Origin of the sequence: Tepidamorphus sp. 3E244 (assembly GCF_046159835.1) — a bacterium.
Classification (GTDB): Bacteria; Pseudomonadota; Alphaproteobacteria; order Rhizobiales; family Tepidamorphaceae; genus JACKJK01.
The window spans coordinates 1-22,336 of record NZ_JBJXCY010000002.1 but is presented as its reverse complement, the minus strand read 5'-3'; the positions used below and the strand labels follow the sequence as shown (position 1 = coordinate 22,336).

Below are 22,336 nucleotides of genomic sequence, written 5' to 3'. Positions count from 1 at the left end.
GCGGGGCGATGCCCTAAACGTCCGGCGTGTAGCCCGCGTCCCCGGTCCCGCCCGGCGGCTTCTGCGGCGGGGCAGGCGGCTCGATCCCGCAGTTCTTCTGCTGTCCGGCGCGCTGAAGCGCCTGGTACTCGCCCTTGAGGCGACCCAGTTCTTCCTTCTGGTCGGGCGTGGCCGCGAGCACGAACAGCGCCGGCCAGAATACCACGAGGCCAACCGTCATGGAGATGGCGTCGGCATTGGCCGACTGGTCCTGCTTCTGGCTGATCTCGTTCACGCGCGTCGCTACGCGGGCCATCTCGCCGCGTATCTGGTTGCAGTCCAGCGGTGCGTACTGGATATCGCTTACATATTGCGCCGGAATGCGGCTCGCCGATTGCGCGCAGCCCGCGAGAACGCTGGCCGCGAGCACAGCGCTGATTACGTTTTTCATACCCAACCCCAAATTGAATGTTGCCATTCAATACAACCAATAAGTGCATTCAGGGAAGGGGATGGTTTGTGGAGGGTTAATCGGTGGGCGGAGCGGGCTTTCTGCCCTCAAGTTGCCGCTCGACCTGCTTCAAAGCCTGGTTCCAGCCTCGCGTTGGCCTGCAACGGCATGCTGGCAAAGTTGACAACTCCACAGTTGAACACGTGGCCGACACCCTTCAGGACCGGGGTCGGAACGAGCGATGATCATCGCCATGGGTCGGCGCAGCGCCGTCGTCACCTGGAAGATGTTTTGCAGCATGTCGCAGTTGGGGTTATCGGGGTCGATCACCAGAACGGAAAAGCGGCGCGGCAGTCATGAATCTGTTTTACGCATGCGAAATAGCTCACATGAACTTTCGCCGATCGTGATGGGGAGGGAGACGGCGCACGGTACCGACGCGACGCGCCAAAGACCCGGCTGCCCCCGCATAACAAATGTTACCGGAACGGAAGTCGGTCCCCCGAGATTGTAGAGCCAGTACGCACCCATCGGCGGTGCGGTTCGTTTCTCGGAGACCCCCGAATGTTCCGTCTCGACAGCAGAGGTGCATTCCTCACGACGGTGGCGCTTGGCCTCGTGGCACCGCTCGCAGCGATGGCGATCGTTGCGCTCGCGCTTGGCGCGCAGGGGCTCATCGCGGCGCTTCAGGTTGCCGCCAGCGTCTCCTTTCGCGGCCCCGTGCGCCAGGACGATGCAGCCGGAACGCCGTCGCCGATCTTTTCCGTTCACATCGCCACCCATGAAGAGCCGCCCGCGCTGGTATCCCGCACGGTTCGCTCGCTCGCAGGGCAGGTCGGCGCGCCGCAGTTCGAGGTCATCGTCCTCGACAACAACACGGCAGACCCGACGCTGTGGCAGCCGGTCAGTGACCTGTGCGACCGGTTGGGGCCGCAGTTCTGCTTCTTCCATGAGGACGGCGTGAAGGGTGCGAAGGCCGGCGCGCTGAACATCGCCCTGTCGCGCACCGACCGGGCTGCGACCCACATCGTGATCGTCGATGCCGACTACGAAGTCTCCCCGGACTTCCTGGCGATTGCGGCAGCCGAGATTGCCCGTCGCGACGACGACTTCTTCCAGTTCCCCCAGGCCTATCGCAACGACGGCGCACAGGTTGCCGGCATCTCGCTGGAACTTGCCGACTATTTTCACCGCCATGCGCCGCAGGCCGATGGTGCCGACGCCATGCTGCTGACGGGAACCTTGAGTGTGATCCGCCGCAGCGCGCTCGAAGCCGCCGGGCAGTGGAGCGGCGATACCATCACCGAGGATGCGGAGCTCGGTCTGCGCCTGCGGCGTCTGGGTTTCCGTGGCCGGTTCGTCGACCGTGTTGCCGGTCGCGGGCTGCTGCCGCTGGATGTCGCGGGGCTCGCCCAACAGCGCTACCGCTGGGCCGCAGGCAATGTCGGCACGATCCTCACGGGCTTTTCCGGTCTGTCGCTGTCGGCAGCGCTTCATGTCGCGGCGCAACTGACCGCCTGGACCAATTTCGCCCTGCCGATGGCTGGCGGGCTGATCGGCGGCGGGCTGGCGCTTGCCGCAGGTCTCGACCCACATGCTGCGGCCGATCTCACGTCGCTCTCCGGCTTCGGGCTGCTGCTCGTCGGGCTGTCGGTCTGCCTGCCGCTGTTCATCTCGGTCATGCGTTCGGGGCGCGCCGAATTTCCGGCCCTGCTGGTCGCGCTTTCCTCGCGTCTCGTGCTGGTCCTGCCCTCGGCGATGGGGACCGTGGACGCGCTTCTCGGCTGCTCGGGAAGCTTCCGCCGCACCTCGAAGGATGTCGGGTCCGGTGGCGCGTCGCTTGGTCCGCTCATGCCGGCGCTGGCGCTTGCGGGGCTTCTCCTGCTGCTCGTCCCCGGCCTTCCGCTGCTTGCCGGTCTCGGCGCGCTGCTTCTCGTCCTGCCGTTCCCGTTTGCCCTCGGCACGAGGCGCCGCCTGTCGGCCTATCGCGCCTCACTCCAGCTTGCATAGGAGCTCACCATGCTGCCCAGCGTCGCCATCGTCATTCCCACGTTCAACCGGGCCCACATCCTGCCGCAGGCCATCGAAGCCGCGCTCGGCCAGTCCCATCCCGACACGACCGTGTTCGTGATCGACGACGGATCGACCGACGACACCGGCGATGTCATCAGCAGCTTTGCGGATCACCCGCGCTTCGTCGGCGTCCGGCTCGCGCAGAACGTGGGCACCGCGCAGGCCAAGAATGTCGGCATCTGGCTGTCGGGGGCAGATGCGGTGACATTCCACGACTCCGACGACCTGCCGCACCGCGACAAGGTCCTGCGGCAAGCGCGGGTGATCGGCAACGAGACCATCTGTGCCGATCCGTGCCTGAACTGGCGCCTGTCCGGCCGCGAGCCTGGCACCGTGGTGCAGGTCGGTGCCGTCTTCACCCATCACGAGCTGATCCTGCCGGACGGGCAGCGAACGGAAATCCGGCGCAGCCTGTCGCTGGTCGATGACTTCTTCCCCAATCTCCAGATGGCGTCCCACGTCCCCGGAGACTGGACCCACGTCAATTCCGGTCTCTTCCACCGCTCCGTCTTCGATCGTCTGGGCGGCTTCTCCGACTGCATCGAGGAGGACCGCGAGTTCCGAAACCGGCTGATCATGGCAGGCGAAGCGCTCTGGGTGATCCCGGACCTGCTGCTGACCAAGATCGAGACACCCGACAGCCTGACCCAGCAGGGCGACACCGACTACGACAGCCCGCGCCGACAGGCGGACCGCCGGCGCGTCTGGGCGGCGGTGGAGCGCTGGTTCGAAACGCGTCAGGTGGACCCGGTCCCCATCAGCCTGACGGGCGTGCGGCTCCTGTCGTGCACGAATGCCGGTCTGTGCGCACCGGGGTCGCTCGAAGCCCTTCTCGGCGCGTGCGCGGAGGAGGCGGCATGAACGGCGGCGTCACCTTCGTCGATCCGGTCGCACCGCGCCCCTATAGCGGCGCGCCGGGCGCGCTCGCCGGGCTGGGCGGCACGGAATCAACGCTCGTTCGGGTATGCGAAAGCCTCAGCGCGCACATGCCGGTGCGCGTGCGGCAGACGGCGCGTCAGCTTCCGGTCGAGATTGCCGGGGGCGTGTCCTACGCCGATCTCGACCTGCGTCGCCCGCTTCCCGAAAACCCCGACAGGATCGTCGTCGTCAACTCGTTGAAGGTCGCGCCGAAGCTTGCGCGGCTGCATCCGCACGCCCGTGTTCACGTCTGGCTGCATGTCTTTCCCGGCCGGCACACGCTGCGGCTTGCGCCCGCACTGAAGGCGCACGGCGTGGACATCATCTGCGTGTCGCGCTCGCAGGCGCGGTGGCTGGAGTGCGAGCTCGGCGACGACGCGCCGCCGATCACCCACGTTCACAATCCGATTGCCGACGATCTTGCGCCGGATGGCACCGCGCGCGACCCGAACCTGCTGCTATTTGCCAGTTCGCCGCACAAGGGACTGGCGCAGGTCTTCGAGCGCTTTGAGCGGTTGAAGATACGGTTTCCCGACCTGCGGCTGGCAGTGGCCGACCCCGGCTATCTCGACTGGCCGACAGGCCGCATCCCCGAGGGCGTGCTGCCGCTCGGACGGCTGTCGCAACCGGACCTCATCGACTGGATGCGCCGGGCGCTCTGCCTCTTCTATCCGCAGGACCATTTCGCAGAGACGTTCGGACTGGTGATCGCCGAAGCCAATGCGGTTGGTTGCGCGGCGCTGCTGCATCGCGGGCTGGGCGCAAACGACGAGGTCGCCTCCGGTCCGGGCCAGTGCATCGACACCACAGACGCTGATGCCATCGCCGCGCGGATCGCCGACTGGCGTGCCGCCGCGCCGGCGACACCGTTTGCCGAACCCCGGCCCGAATTCCGGCTCTCCCACGTCGCGGCGCAGTGGGCACGGCTGCTTGAAACCGTGCCGCAGGCAACGCGCGCAACCGCGTGACCCTTCCTGAGAGGAACGAGACCATGAGCAAGACGACCAAGCAGACCAACATCGGCAATGGTGGCGAGACCCACCAGGTCGCCGGCAAGGACCACGAAACCATGACCACGCAGGTTGGCATGCCGATCGCCGACGACCAGAACTCGTTGAAGCTTGCGCCGCGCGGACCGCACCTGCTGGAAGACCAGATCTTCCGCGAGAAGCTGTTCCACTTCGACCACGAGCGCATTCCGGAGCGCGTGGTCCACGCACGCGGCTACGGCGCCCACGGCACGTTCGAGCTGACCGACGACCTGTCGGACCTGACGCGCGCGAAGGTACTCACCGAGGTCGGCGAGAAGACGGAGATCTTCGTGCGCTTCTCCACGGTCGCCGGCAACAAGGGATCGCCCGATCTTGCCCGCGACGTGCGCGGTTTTGCCGTCAAGTTCTACACAAAGGAGGGCAACTGGGACCTCGTCGGGAACAACATCCCGGTTTTCTTCATACAGGACGCGATCAAGTTCCCCGACCTGATCCACGCGGCGAAGCAGGAGCCGGATCGCGCCTTTCCGCAAGCGCAGACGGCCCATGACAACTTCTGGGATTTCATCTCACTGATGCCGGAAGCGATGCACATGGTCATGTGGATCATGTCGGATCGCACGATCCCGCGCAGTTTCCGCTTCATGGAAGGGTTCGGCGTCCACACGTTCAGGCTGGTGAACGCGGCCGGCAAGTCGTCCTTCGTGAAGTTCCACTGGAAGCCGAGGCTCGGGGTGCAGTCCGTGCTTTGGGACGAGGCCGTGAAGATCAACGGTGCGGACCCCGACTTCCACCGGCGCGACCTCTGGGATGCGATCACCGCCGGTGATTATCCGCAATGGGACCTCGGCGTGCAGGTGTTCGACGAGGATTTCGCCGAGCGCTTCCCCTTCGACGTGCTCGACGCGACGAAGCTGGTGCCCGAGGAAGACGTGCCGGTGCGGATCGTTGGCACGATGACGCTGGACCGCATGGTCGACAACTTCTTCGCCGAAACCGAGCAGGTCGCCTTCCAGACCGGTAACATCGTGCCGGGGATCGACCATTCCAACGACCCGCTGCTGCAGGGGCGCAACTTCTCCTACCTCGACACCCAGTTGAAGCGGCTCGGCAGCCCGAACTTCAACCACACGCCGATCAACGCGCCGAAATGCCCCTTCGCCCATCTTCAGCAGGACGGGCACATGGCCATGCACAACCCGCGCGGCCGCGCCAACTACGAGCCCAACAGCCACGGGCTTGGCCCGCGCGAAGACCCCGAACGCGGCTTCCGCTCCTACGAGGTCGAAGAGACCGGCGTGAAGCAGCGGGTTCGTTCGGAGACCTTCGCCGATCACTACAGCCAGGCACGCCAGTTCTACCTCAGCCAGACCGAGGTGGAGCAGGGCCACATCGCCGATGCACTGATCTTCGAGTTGTCGAAGGTCGAGAACCCGGCCATCCGCGAGCGTGTCGTCTCGCACCTGCCCAATATCGACGGCGACCTCGCCGAGATGGTGGCGGACGGTCTGGGCCTTGGCGAGATGCCCGAGGCCGCTATCCCTGCCCGCGAGGTGGTGGAGACGGAGCCGTCTCCCGCGCTCAGCATCCTCGCCAATCCGCCGGAGACCTTTGCAGGCCGCAAGCTCGGCATACTGGTGACCGACGGTATCGACGGCGCTCTGTTCGATGACCTTTCGCAGGCCGCAAAGAACGCCGGCGCCACGGTCGAGATCGTGGCCGAGAAGGTTGGCGGCGTGACGACCAGCCGGGGCAGGACGATCGCCGCCGACCAGAAGCTCGATGGTGCGCCGTCCGTTCTCTACGACGCCGTCGCGGTGCTTGCCTCCGCAGAGGGCGCTGCAAAGCTCGCGCGCATGCACAGCGCGCGGACGTTTCTGGCGGATGCCCACGCCCACAAGAAGTTCATCGCGCTCTCGGACGACGCGCAGAACCACTTCTGGTCGGCAGCCGTGCCGGAGGACCCCGATGGCGGCGTCCACGCCATCGACAGCGCGGACGATGCCGAGGGTTTCCTGAAGGCCTGTAAGGCGCTGCGCTTCTGGGAGAGGGACGCCTGATGATGGCCGATCTATCCCGGCACCACCTGGCATTCGGCACCGCCACGGCATGGCCCGTGGCGGTGACCATCCCTGCGCGCAACGAGGCCGAGCGGATCACGGCCTGCCTTGATGCGGCTGCCGCGAGCCTGCGCGGTCGCGGCGGCATCGTCGTGGTCGTCAACGGGTCCCACGATGACACCTTCACCCGCACCGTGGACTGGTTTCGTTCGTCCGGTGCCAGTGGCATCGTGGTCGATGATCGCTCGCCGCCAGCAGACAGCGGGGTTGGCCGTGCGCGGCGCATTGCGGTGAACGCCTGCCGCTCCCGTCTTTCGCAGCGTGCGGCCGTGATGGTCAGTGATGCCGATTCCAGGGTGGCGCGCGACTGGGTCGATGCAAACCTGTCAGAACTCGGCCGGGCGGACCTTGTCTGCGGCACGGTGCTTCCCGATCCGGAAGAAGCGGCGATCCTGCCCGCCGAGATCGCAAATTCCGGATCCCTTGAAGGGGAGTACATGGCGCTGACGATTGCCGCGCGGTGCCTTCTCGATCCGGTGCCTTGGGACCCGGAGCCGACGCACCTCAACGCTGCGGGCGCAAGCCTCGCCCTTCGGCTTTCGCACTACGAGGCGCTTGGCGGCTTTGCCGACCTGCGCTGCGGGGAGGACCGTGCGCTGGCCGATCTTGCCGAACGATGCGGCTTTCGGGTCCGTCATTCCGCGCGCGTGCAGGTGACGACGACCTGCCGGCTGGATGGCCGCGCGCCCGGCGGCATGGCTGATGCATTGTCCTCTCGAATAAAAGACGCCAATCCGCTGGTCGACGAGCTTCTCGAACCGGCTGCCCAGACCATCCTTCGCAACCGGTTGCGCGGTGATCTGCGGCAGCGCATGGCGCATCGCGACTTCACGCGGACATGGGCTACGGTCGAGGCCGGGCGCGCCGATCTGCGTCGGACACGCATGCGGCTGTCGGATCTCCGCCGGGAACTGCCGCTGCTCGCCACCGCTCTCGGTGCGCAGCCGCCGCTACCCGAAAGGCAAATCGCATGACAGCCGCATTCAAGCCGCCCGATCCGTCGTTGTCGCCGGCAGACGCGCTGGCGACAATTGCCCGCCACGCACAGGAGGTCGATGCCGGCATCCGCAACCTGTCACACGACATGGCGCTGATGGTGCGCTCCGGCATGCTGGGCGACCTGTGTGACCCGCGTACGCCCGTCATCGAGCGCGTGACCCTCCTGCGCCGGATCGGCCGGGCGAACCTGTCCGTCGGCCGCCTGGTCGAAGGACACATGAACGCGCTACGGCTGATCGCAGTCTACGGAACATCGGCGCAGCGTGACGCCCATTTCGCCGCTGCTTCGCGTGGCGTGATCTACGGCGTGTGGGGTGCCAACGGTGCGAAACCTTTGGAAGGTGCTCATTCACCGGATGCAGCCCTCGGCCTGACCGGTGGCAAGAGCTTCACGTCCGGTCTTGGCACCATCGGGTGTGCACTGGTGACGGCTGCCACCCCGGACGGCACGCAGATGGCGCTCGCGCCCGTCGAAGCCGGTGAAAGGGCAGATGCAAGCAGCTGGAACACCACCGGCATGCGGGCCACGGCGTCAGGCAGCTACGATTTCACCGGTATAGATGCCGAACCGCTGGGGCAGCCCTGCGACTACGAACGCGAGCCGCACTTTCAGGGTGGTGTCTGGCGTTATGTCGCGCTGCATGTCGGCGGGCTCGAACTGCTGGCCGAAGAGGTGCGCAGCGCCGTTGCAGCGTTCGGGGACGGTGCTACCGAGGCGCAGCTTCATCGTGTCGCGCGGATCGCGGGCCTTGCCCATGGTGCGCGTCTGCTGGTCGAGGATGCCGCGGCGCGCATCGAGGCCCCCGGCGCCGGGCCAAGCGAGGTGGCACTGGTGCTGATGGCGCGCGAAGCCGTGGAGGCCGCGTGCGTGGAAGGCATCTCCATCGCCGACAGGGCACTGGGCGCGCGCAGCTTCGCGGTCGGCCAACCGGTCGAGCGTGTTCGCCGCGACCTCGCGTTCTTCCTGCGGCAGGCCGATCTCGACGGGAAGCTGCGGCTGGCCGGCAAGACCCTCTGCGACGCCGAAACCGGAATCGGCGAGACTTGGGGTCCGCTGTGGTCCAGCTGACCCGAATGGCGGCGCGCGCACGGCATGCCCCGACGGCCACGCTTGAGCAACTGGCGGGCAGTGGCGATGTCCTTGCGCTTGTACCCCATCCGGACGATGAATCCCTCGCAATGGGCGGGGCGATCGCCGCAGCCTCAAGTGCCGGGCGGCAGGTTCATGTCGTGATGGTGACGGACGGCGCACGCTCGCATCCCAATTCGCGCACCCATCCTCCGCATGTACTCTCGGCGCTGCGCCGCCGGGAACTGGCCGATGCGGTCTCGGTCCTGACCGGGGACCGGGGCACGATTGTCTGGCTGGGCTATCCGGACATGGCTGCGCCAGACAGCGCGGAAGCGTTTGGAACCATCGGCCGGCGAATTTCCACGCTGTTCTTCGACGTCACCGCCATCTGGACGACATGGAACGGAGACCCGCACCCCGACCACCAGCGCGTCTGGCGGCTCGGTGAGTGGTTGGCGAGCCGAAAGCGAATCCCGAAGCTGTTCGGTTGCCCGGTCTGGGGCCGCGTGCAGACGCCGGTGGAAGGCGCGTCCAGCGAGGGAATGCTCCGCTTTCCAACCGCCGATTACCGCTTCATCAAGGCACGTGCCATCGCTGCCCACGGCTCGCAGATGACCGGGCTGATCGCGGATGATCCCGAAGGCTTCCGGATGCCGCGCGACCTCGCGCAGCATTTCGTCGAGGCCGACGAGATCTTCATACCGGCATGACCCGCGACGCTGCCTCCTTCGACCATCTCTACCGGGAGAATCCGGACCCGTGGGGCTACGAGACCAGTGCCTACGAAGCAGACAAGTATGCCCGCTGCCTCGCACTGCTCCCGCGCGCCAGATATGGCCGCGTCCTGGAAGTCGGCTGTTCCATTGGCGTCATGAGCGCGCAGATCGCGCACCGCAGCGAAACCTTGCTTGGACTGGACTTTGCGCCAACCGCCATCGAACGGGCGAGGGCGCGCCATATCTCCAATGCCCGCTTTGAAGTCGCCGCGGTTCCGCAGGACTGGCCCGAGGGGCCGTGGGACCTGATCGTGCTGTCGGAAGTTCTCTACTACCTGGAGGAAGAGGCACTGGCGTGCACCATTGCCTGCGTTGTCCGTGATCTCTCACCCGGCGGGGATTGCCTCGTCGCGGGCTACACCGGCGACACGCAGACGACGCTGACCGCCAGCGACGTGGAACACCAGCTCCTAACGGCACTCCGCGAAGCGCGGCCGGAACATGCGATCACGCGGTGTGCCGGCGATACCTGGATTGCCACGCTGTTCTCGTCGCGGACCGGTCACTCGACCGGAGCGGACTCTGGCAGGTAGAGGTAGGCCGGGTCGTATCCCGCGATCTTTCGCAGGCCGGGCCGGTCGTGGATTTCCGCTACGCCATTGCGAACCGTGCAAAGGCCGGCATCACGCAGGTCCTTCAGGACGCGACTGACATGGACCTTGGACAGGCCGGTGACCTCGGCCAGGTCGGCCTGCATGAGCGGCAATGGCAGCCGGTCTTCCACAACGCGACCGGCCTGCTGCATGCGCAGGTCGTACTCGCACAGGAAATCGGCCATTGACGCCAGCGCCCGCAGGCGCCCGCTTCGATAGGTCCAGTGCCGGTGGATCGCGGCGTCGATCATCGTCAGTTCCCAGAGCGCGCGGGCGTCTTCGACGTCTTCCATGATCTCCTCGAGAGCATCATGGGGGAAGAACGCGACGCGAGATGCCGTCAGGGTGCGGACGTCGTGGTCAAGGCGCCCGAGCGGCAGTCCATGGAGATCGACGAAATCGCCCGGAACCTGGATCGCCACCATCAACTGGTTTTCAGGACGTGCGCTGCTAGGGGCGATGCTGCGCACCATGATGCCGTCGAGGAGAAGGGCGCTCTGTGTGATCGGTTCACCAGCCCTTGAAAGATACTCCTTCGGGCCAACGAGCCGGATGTCGCTGCACGCCTCGCGCAGGCGATCCCACAGGTGGCCTTCCAGTCGCCCGACCATGCCGGTGTGGTCATCCTCGGCAAGCCGGGCGCGCGTGGTCGCGATCAGCGCCTCGTTCAGGCCGTTTGTCGTCTCCGTTTCAGGTCGATCATGGTTCGCGGTCATGAGACAGGTCCTATGGTCGGTCTATCCGGTTCGTTCGGTCAGTTCGCGAAGCAGGGCATTGCCGGTCGCGGCCTTCTTGTCGCGCGCGATGACCGACAGTTCGCCGTTATTCTCGATGACGACCCATGCGGCATCGCCGCGATCGGGAAGCCCTGCGCGCCGAAGGGCGGAGTCGACTTCCTCCCGCGAGATGCGTTCGCTGGAGACGGCGGCGGTATGCAGCGTGCCATTCTCCAGCAGGATGCGCGGTTCCGACTTCACCAGCCTCGCGATCCGCCGCGATTTCATCGCAGCCCACGTGGTCAGCCATTGCAGCGCGGCCAGCACAGCGACCGCCAGAATCGCGTCCAGCATGGATACGTTGCGCAGGAGGATCCCGGAGGCCATCAGCGAGCCGATTCCTACGGTGATGATCCAGTCGAAATTATTGAGGTTTGCCGTGGTGCGCTTACCCGAAAGCCTGGTCAGCGCCACGATGTAGAAGAATAACACCGCGCAGGAAGCGGCTATGTGGAGCAGGCGGTCTGGCTCCGATAACCAAGTCTGAGCCGGTTCCATATCACATACACTCGTTCGTCAATTCGGTTTCGCCGGAGCCGCGCCTACCTGGTGGACGTGCTGTCCAGTCCGGCCACGACCTCGCGCGGGCCATTGGCGGGATACTCGTCGCCGTGCCACTCGAGGGCCTCATAGAGCTTGATGTTGCGGAAGGCGCTGGCGAACTCTGTCGTGGTTCCGTGCGCAGGCTTTGCATCAATGTCGAGAAAGTCGATTTCCGCCTCGCTGGCGACCACCCGCGCGTCCGCAGGCGAATGGGCGCGAACCCAGACTTCGCCGCGGTTCGAGGCGAGGTCCCACTGCGGGTCGTTGGCCTCTGCAACAGGCTTCAACAGGTAAATGCGCGTTTCCATGCTGATGAAATGGGATTGGGCGAAATTTGGTTCCATCGCCCAAGGCGGGGACAATCGCGGGAGTGATCGCGGCGTGTGTCTCGGCCCCCATTGATGCGACTGGAATCAACTGCGCATTACCGGAACCCGATTATTCGAGCCATCAGCCTGATGGCGATCCGGTCTGGAACGGGGGACGCGCGACCAGGTCACTCGGCAGCCGTCACCCACGGGTTGGACAAGGCTCCCAGAGGACCGAACGCATTGATGCAAAGCTGACGGAATGGCTGGTGCCGGCTGCAGGAGTCGAACCCGCGACCCCCTGATTACAAATCGCTGCATGCTAGTACGCGGCTTTGCTGGTTTGTGCGCGTAACGTTCTGTTTTCTTTATCCAATTATCTAATCTGAGTTTTCCACATTGCTATCCACTACGCTGTGTTTCGCACTCAATTGCTGACACTGTGCTGACAAAACATGGCACTTTGGGTGCGTCGCGATTTGCGATGATCGACCACAGTGAGCCAGCCATGCCTAACCTCAGTAAACGGATTGTCGATACCGAAAAAGCCGATGGGAAACGACGGATCGTGTGGGACAGCGCCGTGGCCGGGTTTGGGCTACTGGTGCTGCCATCGGGAACGAAGTCGTTTGTGCTCCAGTATCGCAACAGCCATGGACGCTCTCGACGGATGACGCTGGGTCGCTACGGAACGCTGACCGTTGATCAAGCTAGAAAGTGTGCGCGCGAGTTGCTCGTCGATGTTTCCAAGAATCGGGATCCAATCGCGCTTAAGGTGCAGAAACGGACGGCTCCCAAGGTCAAAGACCTATTCGACAAATACCTCATCGATCACGTCGAGCGGCATAATGCGCCGTCCACGCAGGCCACCATCCGTGATCTTGTCCAACGCATCATCCTGCCGAAGATTGGGACACTGCCCGCTGACGCTGTTACACGCGCGGATGTCGCTAAGCTGCATAGTGGAATGGCATCCATACCAAGACAGGCAAATTACGTGCTGTCGGTCATTTCCAAGGCTTTCAATTGTGCCGAGGCGTGGGGCATGCGATCGGAGTTCAGCAATCCAGTGCGCGGTATTAAGCGCTACAAGGAAAACCATCGGGATCGTTTCTTGGACGATCAGGAGCTAACACGTCTTGGCGCTGTCCTGAACGAAGCAGAGAAGCTCGGTTTGCCATGGGCGATCAAGGCGCCAGCGTCGAAGCAAAAGCATCTTCCCAAGGATGTCGAAACTCGACGCACTCCGGTCGATCCATTCGTGCTCGCGGCTATCCGCCTTCTGCTCTTCACCGGCGCGCGCCTCTCCGAAGTTCTCACGCTCGAGTGGCGTCATGTCGATCTTGATGCGCGCACCTTGTCGCTTCCCGCGCGAAAGGGTGGTGGCCGCGCATTGCATCCGATGAACGAAGCCACAGCAAAGATTCTTGAGGGCATACTGCAGTTCGAGGACTCGCCCTTCGTTCTGCCGCGCGTCCGCGACCCTCAAAGGCACCTCGCGAAAGAAGTGGTCGAGAATGCATGGCAGCGTGTTCGCCATCACGCGCAAATTCCGGATGTGCGTTTGCATGACCTGCGGCACACGGTCGGCACATTCGCGGCGCGCAGCGGCGGGAACGCTTTCCTGATCGGGCATCTGCTGCGGCACGCCAATATCTCGATGACCAGCCGCTACGTGAACAGGGACATGGATCCGATCCGCTCGCTCTCCGATGAGCTTGGCGAACGCATTGCTGCCGGCTTAGCTGGCTCTAATGGCACTAATAGAGCCACATCTCGCAAATGAGCTCCATCGACTACAGCCAATGGACCGGGAATCCGAACGGGTTTCATCGCCTGTCAGGGTTTCCGGAGGTTTATCCCCCATGGCTTGTCTTTAACTGGGTCTATGGGAAACGCACTGAGCCCCGCCCAGAATCGCCAGTTAGAGCGGCCTTGAAGAAACTTAATGCTTACGCGTTGCAGACGCCGGAAACGGACGAGCGTTATCGTCGAACGATGCCTGCCGTGTGGCGTGATCCGGATAGCGGTAGTGGGATCGAGACCGAACTGCACACCAAGCTGCTACGGCTGATACTGGGCTTGGATCAGGACCAACCGTCCCGACAACTCAGATTGGCTGTCGCCCGCGCATGGCTTGCTGCGTGGCGATATGCAGATCTCTGGGTGGATCGTAAGGAGCACCGCAACGTCCTGCAGGATATGCTTAGCGAAAACAGGTATGAGCGTGTCGCTTTGGCGATCAGTGAGCATGTCCAGTTTACTCAGGCACTGCAAAGCTTCACGTCCAAGGATCACAGCAATTACATAGAAACTGCTATCCGCTGTCATGAAGGCACAGCCGCCATTCATCTCAACGCATTGAAATTGAACCTGACGGCGATCAATTCGGAATTGACGCGCCAGAAACCTGAGAACTTTCTCCTCCTGCGATTGATGGAGATTTACGCCTTCTGCCTGGAACGGCCAGTCACCTTCCATGCGACGGGCAAGATGGACAAAAACGAAACGTCGCCAGATCTGGAAATGGTCAAGTTCATACAATGCTGCCTTACGCTCTTTGGCCACCCGACCCTGTACTCGAGCAAAGACCGTTCCCTCAGAACCATAGCCGACCAAATCAATATCGACTTGCTGGACGAACTATCGAACCTCGATCCGGATGACGATATGAGGCGTCTTACTTTTTTGCGCTCATATGGTGAGCTGAATTCGACCGGATGGCTTGCCCACTACGGCAATAAGCCGAAGGAAGAACTATCGCTTTATCAGTCGCTTAGCATCTAACGTGCAGCCTATCGTGTACCGGAGAATTTTCGGACGGTTTTGATCGGAATTCTTCCTAAAAACATCTGACGATCGCCAGTGCTCGATTTCCTTTTGTGCTCTCTCTCAACACGTACGGGAGAAAGCTCAAATGCACTCACCAACTTCAAATTCTGACACTTATCTCAAGGAGGGCCAGGTCGCCGAACTGCTCGGCTTGCCCGTCCGAACGTTGCAATCCTGGCGACTGCGCGGCGGCGGCCCGGAGTTTTACAAGATCGGTCGAAGCGTCCGGTACAAGCGCGCAGATCTCGAGGAATGGCTCGCCAGCCGGAAGGCGTCATCCACGGCTTCCGTTGGCGCTTTCCCGGATCAGGGGAGAAACTGCCATGAGTAATCGGCTGCGCAACCTTGCTTTGAAACTCCGTTTCCGGCCTGCTCGGATAAAGGTCACACTCACGTACCTGTGCGACCGCGCAGACGAGAAGGGCGTTTGCTGGCCGAGGCAGCGAACCATTGCGGCAGACACAGGTTTCAGCCTGCCCTCCGTTCGTCGGTCACTCGTTGAACTCGAGAAGGCTGGGTATATCTCCCGCAAGAAGCGTCGGCGGTCGTCGCATTTCACGATTGGCACGACGTACCGGATCAATCTGGCGAAGCTGGCCAATGAGGCTGCCGAACGAGAGGTAGAATCCGCCGATCAGGATGATGACGTGGACGATCTTGGTGATCAGTCCAATGACTCACCGAGACCCAAATCAAGTGTCACCGTGAGTCCTGATAATCATCAGGAATCATCAACTAGCGCCGGCTGGCTCGGCGACGACGTGTTCCACGAACCTGAAAAGCCGGGTAAGCCCTTCTTCCTACGAGAAGGCTCTGCCGCCAAGCAGGCGTGGGATGACCACCGCTTGAAGCGAGAGGGCCGCCGATACCCGCCAACAAACTTGAACGTTGGAGGGCTTTGCGCGCGGGGGTGGTGGTTCCCGAGGATCGATCCGCCGACCGCATGAGCTGGTGCAGACCTGTCTGGCTGACAAGACTGTGTGAGGCGCGCAATTAGCGCGCCTCATGCGTTTAGGGACCGTATTCCGGACCTTTCCCACACGGGCGGGCGAGCTCCCGACGCTTCGCTAGTAGGTCACCTTGCAAGCGGTACACGATAGATGCGTGCTGCACGATGCGCCGCACGCAAGCCCTGCTTGTTTGGAGGAACCCTTCCTAGAATATGGCCATCTAGCTCACTCGATTGCCATGTAGCTGTTTGCATTAATGCAATGAGCGATAGCGCGAGCCCGGTTACATTTCCGCATCTCTAAAAGGCGTGGATGATGCCGGAAGCGTTGATGGCCACTCGGAAAAGGCGATCTGGAACAATTTCACCCAGCACGAAAATGGATGAATTGCTGACCGGGCATCCTGAAGTGATCGCCGTCATGAACCGGAATCGCATGTTGTGTGTAGGTTGCCTGCTGGCTTCTTTCCATGACACTGGGGATGCCGCGCGCGAGCACGGCCTGGATCCCGACGCGCTGTTCGAAGAGATTGCCGAGGCGATCGAAAGATCGCAGCGTCGATGAACTCACTTCCGGCTACTTTTTGCCGCTTGCAATCATCACCAGCCTATGGCCGTCAGTCAGGGTGATCTGCTTGCGACCGGATTTCACCCATCCAGCCGTTTCCCATGCGCTCAAAAGACGGGACACCGTATGAAGCGTCGTCCCGGTCATATCCGAGATGTCCTCACGCGTAACCGGGAAGTCGATGACAATGCCGTCTTCGGTTTTCCTTCCGGTCTGATTTGCCAGTTTGAGAATTGCGTGCGCCACACGTTGCTCGACGCACTCGGTCGCCAATGCCGCAAGTTGCTGCTGGGTTTCCGAAAGGCGCTGGCCGACCATTGCGTAGGTATTGGTCGCAAATGTCGGATGCCGCTGTATCAGGTTCGACCACAGCGAATTGGGCCAGGACAGCACGACGCAATCACGTGCAGCCACCGCAGTCGCTGGATATTCGTCAAGGCCAAGCGCCACTGCGATTCCGAACAATTCTCCCGCGGAAATGTAGCGCGGAACGAACTGTTCGCCCTGGGGGGTCAACTTGACGACGCGCAGATGCCCATCCAGCAGCAGAAAAAATTCCTGCGCCGACTGCCCTTGGGAAAAGATATTCGCGTCCTTTGATATCCGGTGGGAACGGGCATGCATCAAGAGCTCACCCAGGGCATTTTCGTCCAAATCGCGGAACGGTGGCAGATCCCGGATCAGGGACACATCGAGTTTTTGAAGCATGTTTCCTTCAGAGCTTGCTCAACTGCAAAGAGAGAACCGCGCTTGGTCATAAGGTCTGGAAGCCTAGTCCAGTATTTGGAACCAAACCATGTCCATCCCACGTACGCGCGGCTATACAGGTCCGGCCCTTTTCAGCTACGGCTTCAGGCCCTTCTTTCTTGCCGGTGCCATCTACGCCGCAGCGTCGATTGCGTTCTGGTTGCCTGCATGGTTCGGCAATATCATCTTGCCGACGCATTTCGCGCCTGTCGAATGGCATGTGCATGAGCTGCTGTTTGGCTTCCTGCCGGCGATCATCACCGGATTTCTGTTTACCGCAGTTCCCAACTGGACCGGACGCATGCCGTTGCAGGGCGCCGGGCTCATAATTCTGGTTGCTCTCTGGATTGCGGGCAGGCTGGCGGTGCTGATGTCGCAATGGATCGGCTGGCAGGCAGCAATGATGGCCGATTGTGCTTTCCTTATAGCCGTCGCGCTCGTTATCGCGCGTGAAATCGTATCAGGCGGCAACTGGCGCAACCTGAAAGTTCTCATTCCGCTCGGCATACTCACGGGTGCGAATGCACTGTTTCACTGGCAAGCGGTGTTCGCGGACGACACACTTCTGGCGCGACGCATGGCCTTTGCCGCAGCCACGCTTCTCACTGTCATTATTGGCGGGCGCATTGTACCGAGCTTCACCCGCAACTGGCTGGTGCGGGAAAACCCCGGACGTTTGCCTGCGTCATTCGGGCCGTTCGACAAGTTGGCAATCGGTGTGACGAGCCTGGCGCTTGCTGGTTGGATTGTGCTGCCGGAAATGACGGTGACTGCGCTGTTGCTTGTCACGTCAGGGGCCATGCAATTGCTTCGTCTCGCGCGCTGGGCCGGATATCGCACTCTGCGTGATCCGCTCGTGTGGATCCTGCACGCGGCCTACGCCCTGCTGTCTGTGGGCATGATGGCGCTGGGCATGACCATTCTGGCGCCGGAAGCCATGCCTCCTGCGGTACCTTATCATTTGCTCGGGGTCGGTGCGTTCGGCACAATGACGCTCGCCGTCATGGTGCGCGCGGCACGCGGGCACACCGGTCAGGAGCTGCGGGCGGGGGCAGGCGGCAAGCTGGCTTTCGCGGCAATTCTTCTGGCGACTGTTGCTCGGCTCTCTGCAGAATATGCGCCCGCGGCTTATGTCGAACTGCTCTATTTGGCGGCAACGTCCTGGATCGTTGCGTATGCCGCATTCGCCGTCACGCTTGGCCCCGCGCTGTCACGGCTGCGCGGATCGTGACGGCAGAGGTTCTTAGACTTCGAACCGAACTTCGCCGAGCCGGGCATGCTGGCCGATGAACGCAGCATTGCCGCTGGACTTGATCATCCGCTCCACAGCTTCCAGCGGCATCAGAGCGGCAGCGGTCGACAGTGCATCTGCCATGGCAGCGGACTTGTGAACCACAGTCGTGCGTTGCCAGTCGGAGGTTGCCGGCTTACCGGAAACGGGATCGATGAGATGGCTCTCGCCATCGGCGCTGAAAACCGTTCCGGAAGGGGCGCTGGTGGCGATTGCGCGATCGCGCAATCGCACTGCAGGGCCATCGGTGTTGCCGAGATGTACAGGCCAACCGCGCGTGTACAAAGGCGCGCCGATTGCGCTGATTTCTCCGACTTCGACGAGCGCCTCGCTCAAGCCGTTGCGGCGGAGGTAGTCGGCGATCCGGTCGGTCACGAAGCCCTGGGCGATGCCATTGAATGTGAGGGCGGCGCCGACGGGCAAGACGATGCGATCCACATCCACGGCGACCTTGTGCCACCCAGCAAGCTTTCTGGCGTGCGCAAGCGCGTCCTCATTCGGTTTCCCGCCGGCCTTGGCATAGGTCTGCCAGAGGGGTTGAACGGTCGGGTCGAAAATCCCTTCGCTGAGTGAATTGGCAGCCGAAACCTGGCTCGCCAGCGCCAGCAGGTCGGGCGCAGGCTCCGCAAGGAACCCGTCTGCGTTCAATCGGCAGAGCGCGCTTTGCGGGCGGTGAAGGCTGAAGAGGTCCTCGAGCCGCGAGATCTCGTTGCGAACCGCGATGAGCAGCTTTTGCGCCCGCGATGCCTCCAGCCCGCCAAGCCGGATCTGCGCATGAGCACCAAGTGCCACACCCTGCCATTGCTGCGTTGAGGCTGCAGCGGTGGAGATGCCAGATATGCCGCAGGCGGCGGTGGCAGCGGAGATTGCGATGAAACGTCTGCGGGTGATGGTCATTGCATTGAACCCATATGCGCGTGAGCGTTCGTTTCTTCTTCATTGACGGAGGTTAGGTCGACAGGTCCCAACACGTAAGTGTCGGGAATCTCGGCCAGGTGCACCGCGCGCCCGCCATTCTCGGCGATGAATTTTTCAGCGGCCTGCATCGTGCCGAACGGTATTGCCTCCGGCGCGCTCATGCCGCCCTTTCGAGTACTTTCAATGACGTAGAGCGCATCTTCGGCATTGATCCATGCACCGTCGCCAGGATGCGCCCAGCTATCTGCTTTTGACATGTCGTGCACATAGGTGACTACGGCTTCTGCCAGTTCTTCCGGCGACCTGAGAAAGGCCACCGCATCGCGCACCTGTGTGAACCAGACCGGGTGCTCGTATCCCTTCAGATGGATCTGCGCCTTAGGCCCTTCGTGTTCGAGTACGGTCATATTGCAGTAGTGGCCGACGGCTTCCTCGGTCATGGCGACCGGAGCGGGCAGGGCGGCGCTCTGTTCTTCCTCGGAACAGCCGCCAAGGGCCGCTGTGACGGTGAAGAGAGCTATAGCGAACAGAGTGCGTTTCATGGCCGGACCCTTTTCAGCAGGAGAACAGCGAAGGAGATGGCGGCAAGCGTCCAGGCAAGCGGGCTGACGAGCACCCATGCGCTATGCGCCAGCGGACTGCCGGACACCGAGCCAAGGCCGTTCTGCAAGAGAGAGGCATCGGCTGCGCTCATGTTGAACAGACGGAAGGCATCAGCCGGATTGACCAGCAGGAGCCAGGGGAAGACCGAGCGTGCGAACACGCCCTCGCCACTGGCAAGCAGGCCGCCGAGAAGCGCCAGATCGTAGAGAACGACGGCGGCGAGCCAGATGCCGACGGCGAGTGCTGCCGCCGTGCCCGTCTGGCGCACGCTGGCGCTGGCCACATAGCCAATCGCAATAAAGACAGCACCGAGCAGGATGCTCGTGGCCGTTAGCGCCGCCAGATCGCCAAGCGGTCGCGCACCTGCATAATCATCGAGTGCAATCGCGAGACCGGCGGCGACACCGGAACTGACAATGATCGCGATGGCGAGCACTGCCAGATGCCCTATGAACTTGCCGGCCAGCAACTGCCAGCGCGGGATCGGTGTCGCCAGCACGAGTTGAAGCGTTCCGCGATCTATCTCGCCGGCGATTGCATCGAATGACAGCAGCAGCGCGATCAGCGGAATGAGGTAGACCGACAGGGTCGACAGGCTGGCGATGGAAACGCTGAGAAGCGGCGCATCGACCTGACCCGAAGCGCCGCTACCGAGCAGCACTAGCAGTACCGCAAAGACGGTCAGGATTACCGTCGACAGCAGCACCCAACTGTTGCGGAAACCGAGGCGGGCTTCCGTGCACGCAATGGCGAGAAGCGCATTCATGACCGGGCCTCCTTCTCAGGGTCGCAGGCGGAGTAGTGCCGGTAGACCTCATCTAGGCTCGGCGGGATCACCTCGATATCGGCAATTTCGCCGGGACGCTCATGAATGGCGGCTAGGATCGCCATTTTCTCGTCCGGCTCGCAGGTCACCTCGACCGAAGCGCCATTGATGCGCCGTCCGCCAAACTCGCGGTGCAGCGTCTCCACATCGGCGGGAGCGGTCTTCACACGGATGCGGGTGGGCAGCCTTGCGTCGCGTTGCAATATGTTGAGCGGACCATCGGCAACCAGCTTACCCTTGCGCAAGATCGCGACGCGGCTGGCTCGGGCTTCCAGTTCACTCAAGCCATGGGAAGACAGCAGCACCGAGGTGCCCTTGTCCGCCAGATCGGCGATCAATTGATAGAAATCCTGGCGCGACAGCGGGTCGAGGCCGGAAGTCGGCTCGTCCAGCAACAGGATGCCCGGATTTCCGACAATCGCCTGGGCAAGGCCGAGACGCTGGCGCATGCCCTTGGAATAAGTGCCGCAGCGCCGTGAAGCCGCTTCCGCCAAACCCACTTTCTCAAGCGCCTGTCCGGCCTCGATTTTTGTGGAACCTTTCAGAACGGCATAAAGCTCGACCACTTCTCGGCCTGTCAGCGTCTTGGGAAAGGCGACGTTTTCCGGCAGATAGGAGATCATGTGCCGGGCCTGCCGGCTGCCGGCTTTCAGGCTGCCGATTTGCGCTTCACCGCTGTCCGGCTCGATGAAGCCGAGCAGTATGCGGAACAGGGTCGTCTTGCCCGCGCCATTGTGGCCGAGCAGCGCCAGCGTCTCGCCGGGCGCGACCGAGAGCGAAACCCGCTCCAGGGCATGGACGGCCCCGAAGGACTTGCTGACCGAACTGATATCGACTGAAGCGTTCATTTCGTGCTGGCCTTCCATCGGCGTGCAAACTCCGGCAACGCGTGCGGTTTCATCAGCGGCTTGTCGTCGACGACGCCACCAGGGAGCAATGCGGGGAAATTCTTCTGCGCCCAGCGGATCAATTGCACCGCCGGGCTGCCGACCAGCAGCTTCGCGGACGGCTGGGTCCAAAGAATGCGGTCGATGGCATCGTTTGGCCGGAAAGGCTGGTCGGCGATACCGTCGCCGTTAATGTCGTAGGCCGCGTGGTCGCTCCAGTAATTGCCGGACCAGACATGGCTGCGGGTGGAGACGAACTTGATCTGGGTGCGGTTGCCGACGAATGCGTTGCCGGTGATTTCGTTGCGTGCCGAACCGCCGGTGAAGTGAACGCCGATGGGGCATGCTTCGAACCGGTTGCCGCGCATGATGTTCTTGTTGGCGTTGTAGACGAAGAGGCACTTCTCCCCACCACCGATGACCGCGTTGCCCTCCACAATGGAGTTGTTGGCGTAATTCAGCATGATGCCGTGTTGGCTATCGCGGATCGAAATATTGTCGCGGATCGTCACCCGGTCGCTGAACATGATCGCGTAACCGAGGTGATTGCCGATCGAGATATTGCCGGCCACGACGCTGTCGTGGGCATGCATGTAGTGGACCGCAAAGCGCAGGTTCTCGAAACGGTTTCCGGAGAATGTGTTCTTGCGGCTGGTGTTGACGAAAATGCCGTCGCGGCCAAGCTCGAAGCTGTTGTTCTCGACGGTAGAACCCGGAGCATTCCAGACATAGACGCCATTGCCGCGGCGGTTCATGCGGTGGTCATCGCGACCGGTGATTTCATTGCCGATAATGCGGGTGTCGCGGGCGCCATGAATGTCGACACCATAAAGGTTGCCGATCAGAACATTGTTGCGGACCACGGCACGTGCAGCCTTCTTCGTCAGCTTGACGCCGGAATCGATCTCTTCGTGTGAACTGCCGGACCCGGTGATCTGCAGGTTCTCGATGAACACATCGGCTGCATCGACCAGAATGACGGACCCCGTGCCGCCGGCATCGATGTGGGCACCATCCTCGCCGATCAGTGACAGCGACTTGTCGACGAGGACGGGGCCTGAGTGGAGGCCGGCAGCCAGTAGCAGCCGGTCTCCGGATTGTGCTGAAGCAATCGC

24 protein-coding genes are annotated in these 22,336 nt (G+C 62.6%); 14 read left to right on the top strand and 10 right to left on the bottom strand.

The features are described 5' to 3' along the window. Window positions 1–13: 13 nt before the first annotated feature. Window positions 14–430 (bottom strand): hypothetical protein, encoded by a 417-nt coding sequence (locus tag ACKTEK_RS08915; RefSeq protein ID WP_409164938.1) that lies wholly within the window; start codon window positions 428–430, stop codon window positions 14–16. Window positions 431–994: 564 nt separating this feature from the next. On the opposite strand from ACKTEK_RS08915, the gene ACKTEK_RS08910 reads away from it, so the two are divergent. From ACKTEK_RS08910 to ACKTEK_RS08875, 8 genes are read left to right on the top strand one after another with little or no spacing between them, the layout of a single operon-like run. Further along, window positions 995–2,440, top strand: coding sequence for a glycosyltransferase family 2 protein (locus tag ACKTEK_RS08910; protein ID WP_409164937.1), 1,446 nt, complete (start codon window positions 995–997; stop codon window positions 2,438–2,440). A 9-nt stretch (window positions 2,441–2,449) separates the two neighbouring features. Then, window positions 2,450–3,364 carry a glycosyltransferase family 2 protein gene (locus ACKTEK_RS08905; protein ID WP_409164936.1) on the top strand — a complete coding sequence of 305 codons (915 nt, stop codon included), beginning with the start codon at window positions 2,450–2,452 and terminating at the stop codon, window positions 3,362–3,364. Further along, the gene (locus ACKTEK_RS08900; protein ID WP_409164935.1) at window positions 3,361–4,389 is read left to right on the top strand and encodes a glycosyltransferase; all 1,029 of its coding nucleotides are present in this window, start codon (window positions 3,361–3,363) and stop codon (window positions 4,387–4,389) included. Before ACKTEK_RS08905 ends, ACKTEK_RS08900 begins: the two co-directional genes overlap by 4 nt. 23 nt (window positions 4,390–4,412) lie before the next feature. Next, window positions 4,413–6,473: a catalase gene (locus tag ACKTEK_RS08895; RefSeq protein WP_409164934.1), complete on the top strand. Its 2,061-nt coding sequence runs from the start codon at window positions 4,413–4,415 to the stop codon at window positions 6,471–6,473. A 2-nt stretch (window positions 6,474–6,475) separates the two neighbouring features. Further along, the gene (locus tag ACKTEK_RS08890) at window positions 6,476–7,507 is read left to right on the top strand and encodes a glycosyltransferase (protein WP_409164933.1); all 1,032 of its coding nucleotides are present in this window, start codon (window positions 6,476–6,478) and stop codon (window positions 7,505–7,507) included. Continuing rightward, on the top strand, window positions 7,504–8,601 hold the full coding sequence (locus tag ACKTEK_RS08885; RefSeq protein WP_409164932.1) for an acyl-CoA dehydrogenase: 1,098 nt from the start codon (window positions 7,504–7,506) through the stop codon (window positions 8,599–8,601). The genes ACKTEK_RS08890 and ACKTEK_RS08885 overlap by 4 nt, the downstream gene beginning before the upstream one ends. 5 nt (window positions 8,602–8,606) lie before the next feature. Beyond that, on the top strand, window positions 8,607–9,314 hold the full coding sequence (locus tag ACKTEK_RS08880; RefSeq protein WP_409164931.1) for a PIG-L deacetylase family protein: 708 nt from the start codon (window positions 8,607–8,609) through the stop codon (window positions 9,312–9,314). Next, window positions 9,311–9,913, top strand: a complete 603-nt coding sequence (locus ACKTEK_RS08875; RefSeq protein WP_409164930.1) for a class I SAM-dependent DNA methyltransferase — start codon at window positions 9,311–9,313, stop codon at window positions 9,911–9,913. The genes ACKTEK_RS08880 and ACKTEK_RS08875 overlap by 4 nt, the downstream gene beginning before the upstream one ends. Here the strand turns inward: ACKTEK_RS08875 and ACKTEK_RS08870 are convergent. The 3 genes from ACKTEK_RS08870 to ACKTEK_RS08860 are packed head-to-tail and all read right to left on the bottom strand — an operon-like array spanning window position 9,883 to window position 11,600. Further along, window positions 9,883–10,689, bottom strand: a complete 807-nt coding sequence (locus tag ACKTEK_RS08870; protein ID WP_409164929.1) for a Crp/Fnr family transcriptional regulator — start codon at window positions 10,687–10,689, stop codon at window positions 9,883–9,885. The genes ACKTEK_RS08875 and ACKTEK_RS08870 overlap by 31 nt on opposite strands. Before the next feature lie 21 nt (window positions 10,690–10,710). Next, window positions 10,711–11,247: a DUF421 domain-containing protein gene (locus ACKTEK_RS08865; RefSeq protein WP_409164928.1), complete on the bottom strand. Its 537-nt coding sequence runs from the start codon at window positions 11,245–11,247 to the stop codon at window positions 10,711–10,713. Between the two features lie 44 nt (window positions 11,248–11,291). After that, a complete protein-coding gene (locus ACKTEK_RS08860) occupies window positions 11,292–11,600 on the bottom strand; it encodes a hypothetical protein (RefSeq protein ID WP_409164927.1) in 309 nt (102 codons plus the stop codon). 484 nt (window positions 11,601–12,084) lie between these two features. Here ACKTEK_RS08860 and ACKTEK_RS08855 point away from each other — a divergent pair, with 484 nt between their 5' ends. The 5 genes from ACKTEK_RS08855 (at window position 12,085) to ACKTEK_RS08835 (ending at window position 15,946) form a co-directional block, all read left to right on the top strand. Beyond that, window positions 12,085–13,386, top strand: a complete 1,302-nt coding sequence (locus tag ACKTEK_RS08855) for a tyrosine-type recombinase/integrase (protein ID WP_409164926.1) — start codon at window positions 12,085–12,087, stop codon at window positions 13,384–13,386. After that, the gene (locus ACKTEK_RS08850; protein ID WP_409164925.1) at window positions 13,383–14,387 is read left to right on the top strand and encodes a hypothetical protein; all 1,005 of its coding nucleotides are present in this window, start codon (window positions 13,383–13,385) and stop codon (window positions 14,385–14,387) included. The genes ACKTEK_RS08855 and ACKTEK_RS08850 overlap by 4 nt, the downstream gene beginning before the upstream one ends. A 130-nt stretch (window positions 14,388–14,517) precedes the next feature. After that, window positions 14,518–14,763 carry a helix-turn-helix transcriptional regulator gene (locus ACKTEK_RS08845; RefSeq protein ID WP_409164924.1) on the top strand — a complete coding sequence of 82 codons (246 nt, stop codon included), beginning with the start codon at window positions 14,518–14,520 and terminating at the stop codon, window positions 14,761–14,763. Further along, window positions 14,756–15,379: a helix-turn-helix domain-containing protein gene (locus tag ACKTEK_RS08840; RefSeq protein WP_409164923.1), complete on the top strand. Its 624-nt coding sequence runs from the start codon at window positions 14,756–14,758 to the stop codon at window positions 15,377–15,379. Before ACKTEK_RS08845 ends, ACKTEK_RS08840 begins: the two co-directional genes overlap by 8 nt. A 315-nt stretch (window positions 15,380–15,694) precedes the next feature. Beyond that, entirely contained in the window at window positions 15,695–15,946 is a 252-nt protein-coding gene (locus ACKTEK_RS08835; protein ID WP_409164922.1) for a DUF1858 domain-containing protein, read from the top strand. A 12-nt stretch (window positions 15,947–15,958) separates the two neighbouring features. On the opposite strand, the gene ACKTEK_RS08830 is transcribed toward ACKTEK_RS08835, so the two are convergent. Beyond that, window positions 15,959–16,657 carry a Crp/Fnr family transcriptional regulator gene (locus ACKTEK_RS08830; protein ID WP_409164921.1) on the bottom strand — a complete coding sequence of 233 codons (699 nt, stop codon included), beginning with the start codon at window positions 16,655–16,657 and terminating at the stop codon, window positions 15,959–15,961. An 88-nt stretch (window positions 16,658–16,745) separates the two neighbouring features. On the opposite strand from ACKTEK_RS08830, the gene ACKTEK_RS08825 reads away from it, so the two are divergent. Beyond that, window positions 16,746–17,927, top strand: coding sequence for an NnrS family protein (locus ACKTEK_RS08825; RefSeq protein WP_409164920.1), 1,182 nt, complete (start codon window positions 16,746–16,748; stop codon window positions 17,925–17,927). Between the two features lie 12 nt (window positions 17,928–17,939). On the opposite strand, the gene ACKTEK_RS08820 is transcribed toward ACKTEK_RS08825, so the two are convergent. From ACKTEK_RS08820 to ACKTEK_RS08800, 5 genes are all read right to left on the bottom strand, one after another. Then, window positions 17,940–18,884 carry an FAD:protein FMN transferase gene (locus tag ACKTEK_RS08820; RefSeq protein WP_409164919.1) on the bottom strand — a complete coding sequence of 315 codons (945 nt, stop codon included), beginning with the start codon at window positions 18,882–18,884 and terminating at the stop codon, window positions 17,940–17,942. Next, complete coding sequence (locus tag ACKTEK_RS08815; protein ID WP_409164918.1) at window positions 18,881–19,447, bottom strand: nitrous oxide reductase accessory protein NosL; 567 nt, start codon at window positions 19,445–19,447, stop codon at window positions 18,881–18,883. Before ACKTEK_RS08815 ends, ACKTEK_RS08820 begins: the two co-directional genes overlap by 4 nt. Continuing rightward, window positions 19,444–20,274, bottom strand: a complete 831-nt coding sequence (locus ACKTEK_RS08810) for an ABC transporter permease (protein WP_409164917.1) — start codon at window positions 20,272–20,274, stop codon at window positions 19,444–19,446. Before ACKTEK_RS08810 ends, ACKTEK_RS08815 begins: the two co-directional genes overlap by 4 nt. Beyond that, a complete protein-coding gene (locus ACKTEK_RS08805; RefSeq protein WP_409164916.1) occupies window positions 20,271–21,200 on the bottom strand; it encodes an ATP-binding cassette domain-containing protein in 930 nt (309 codons plus the stop codon). The genes ACKTEK_RS08810 and ACKTEK_RS08805 overlap by 4 nt, the downstream gene beginning before the upstream one ends. Further along, a partial coding sequence (locus ACKTEK_RS08800; protein ID WP_409164915.1) for a nitrous oxide reductase family maturation protein NosD occupies window positions 21,179–22,336 on the bottom strand: 1,158 nt, incomplete at its 5' end. The genes ACKTEK_RS08805 and ACKTEK_RS08800, both read right to left, overlap by 22 nt.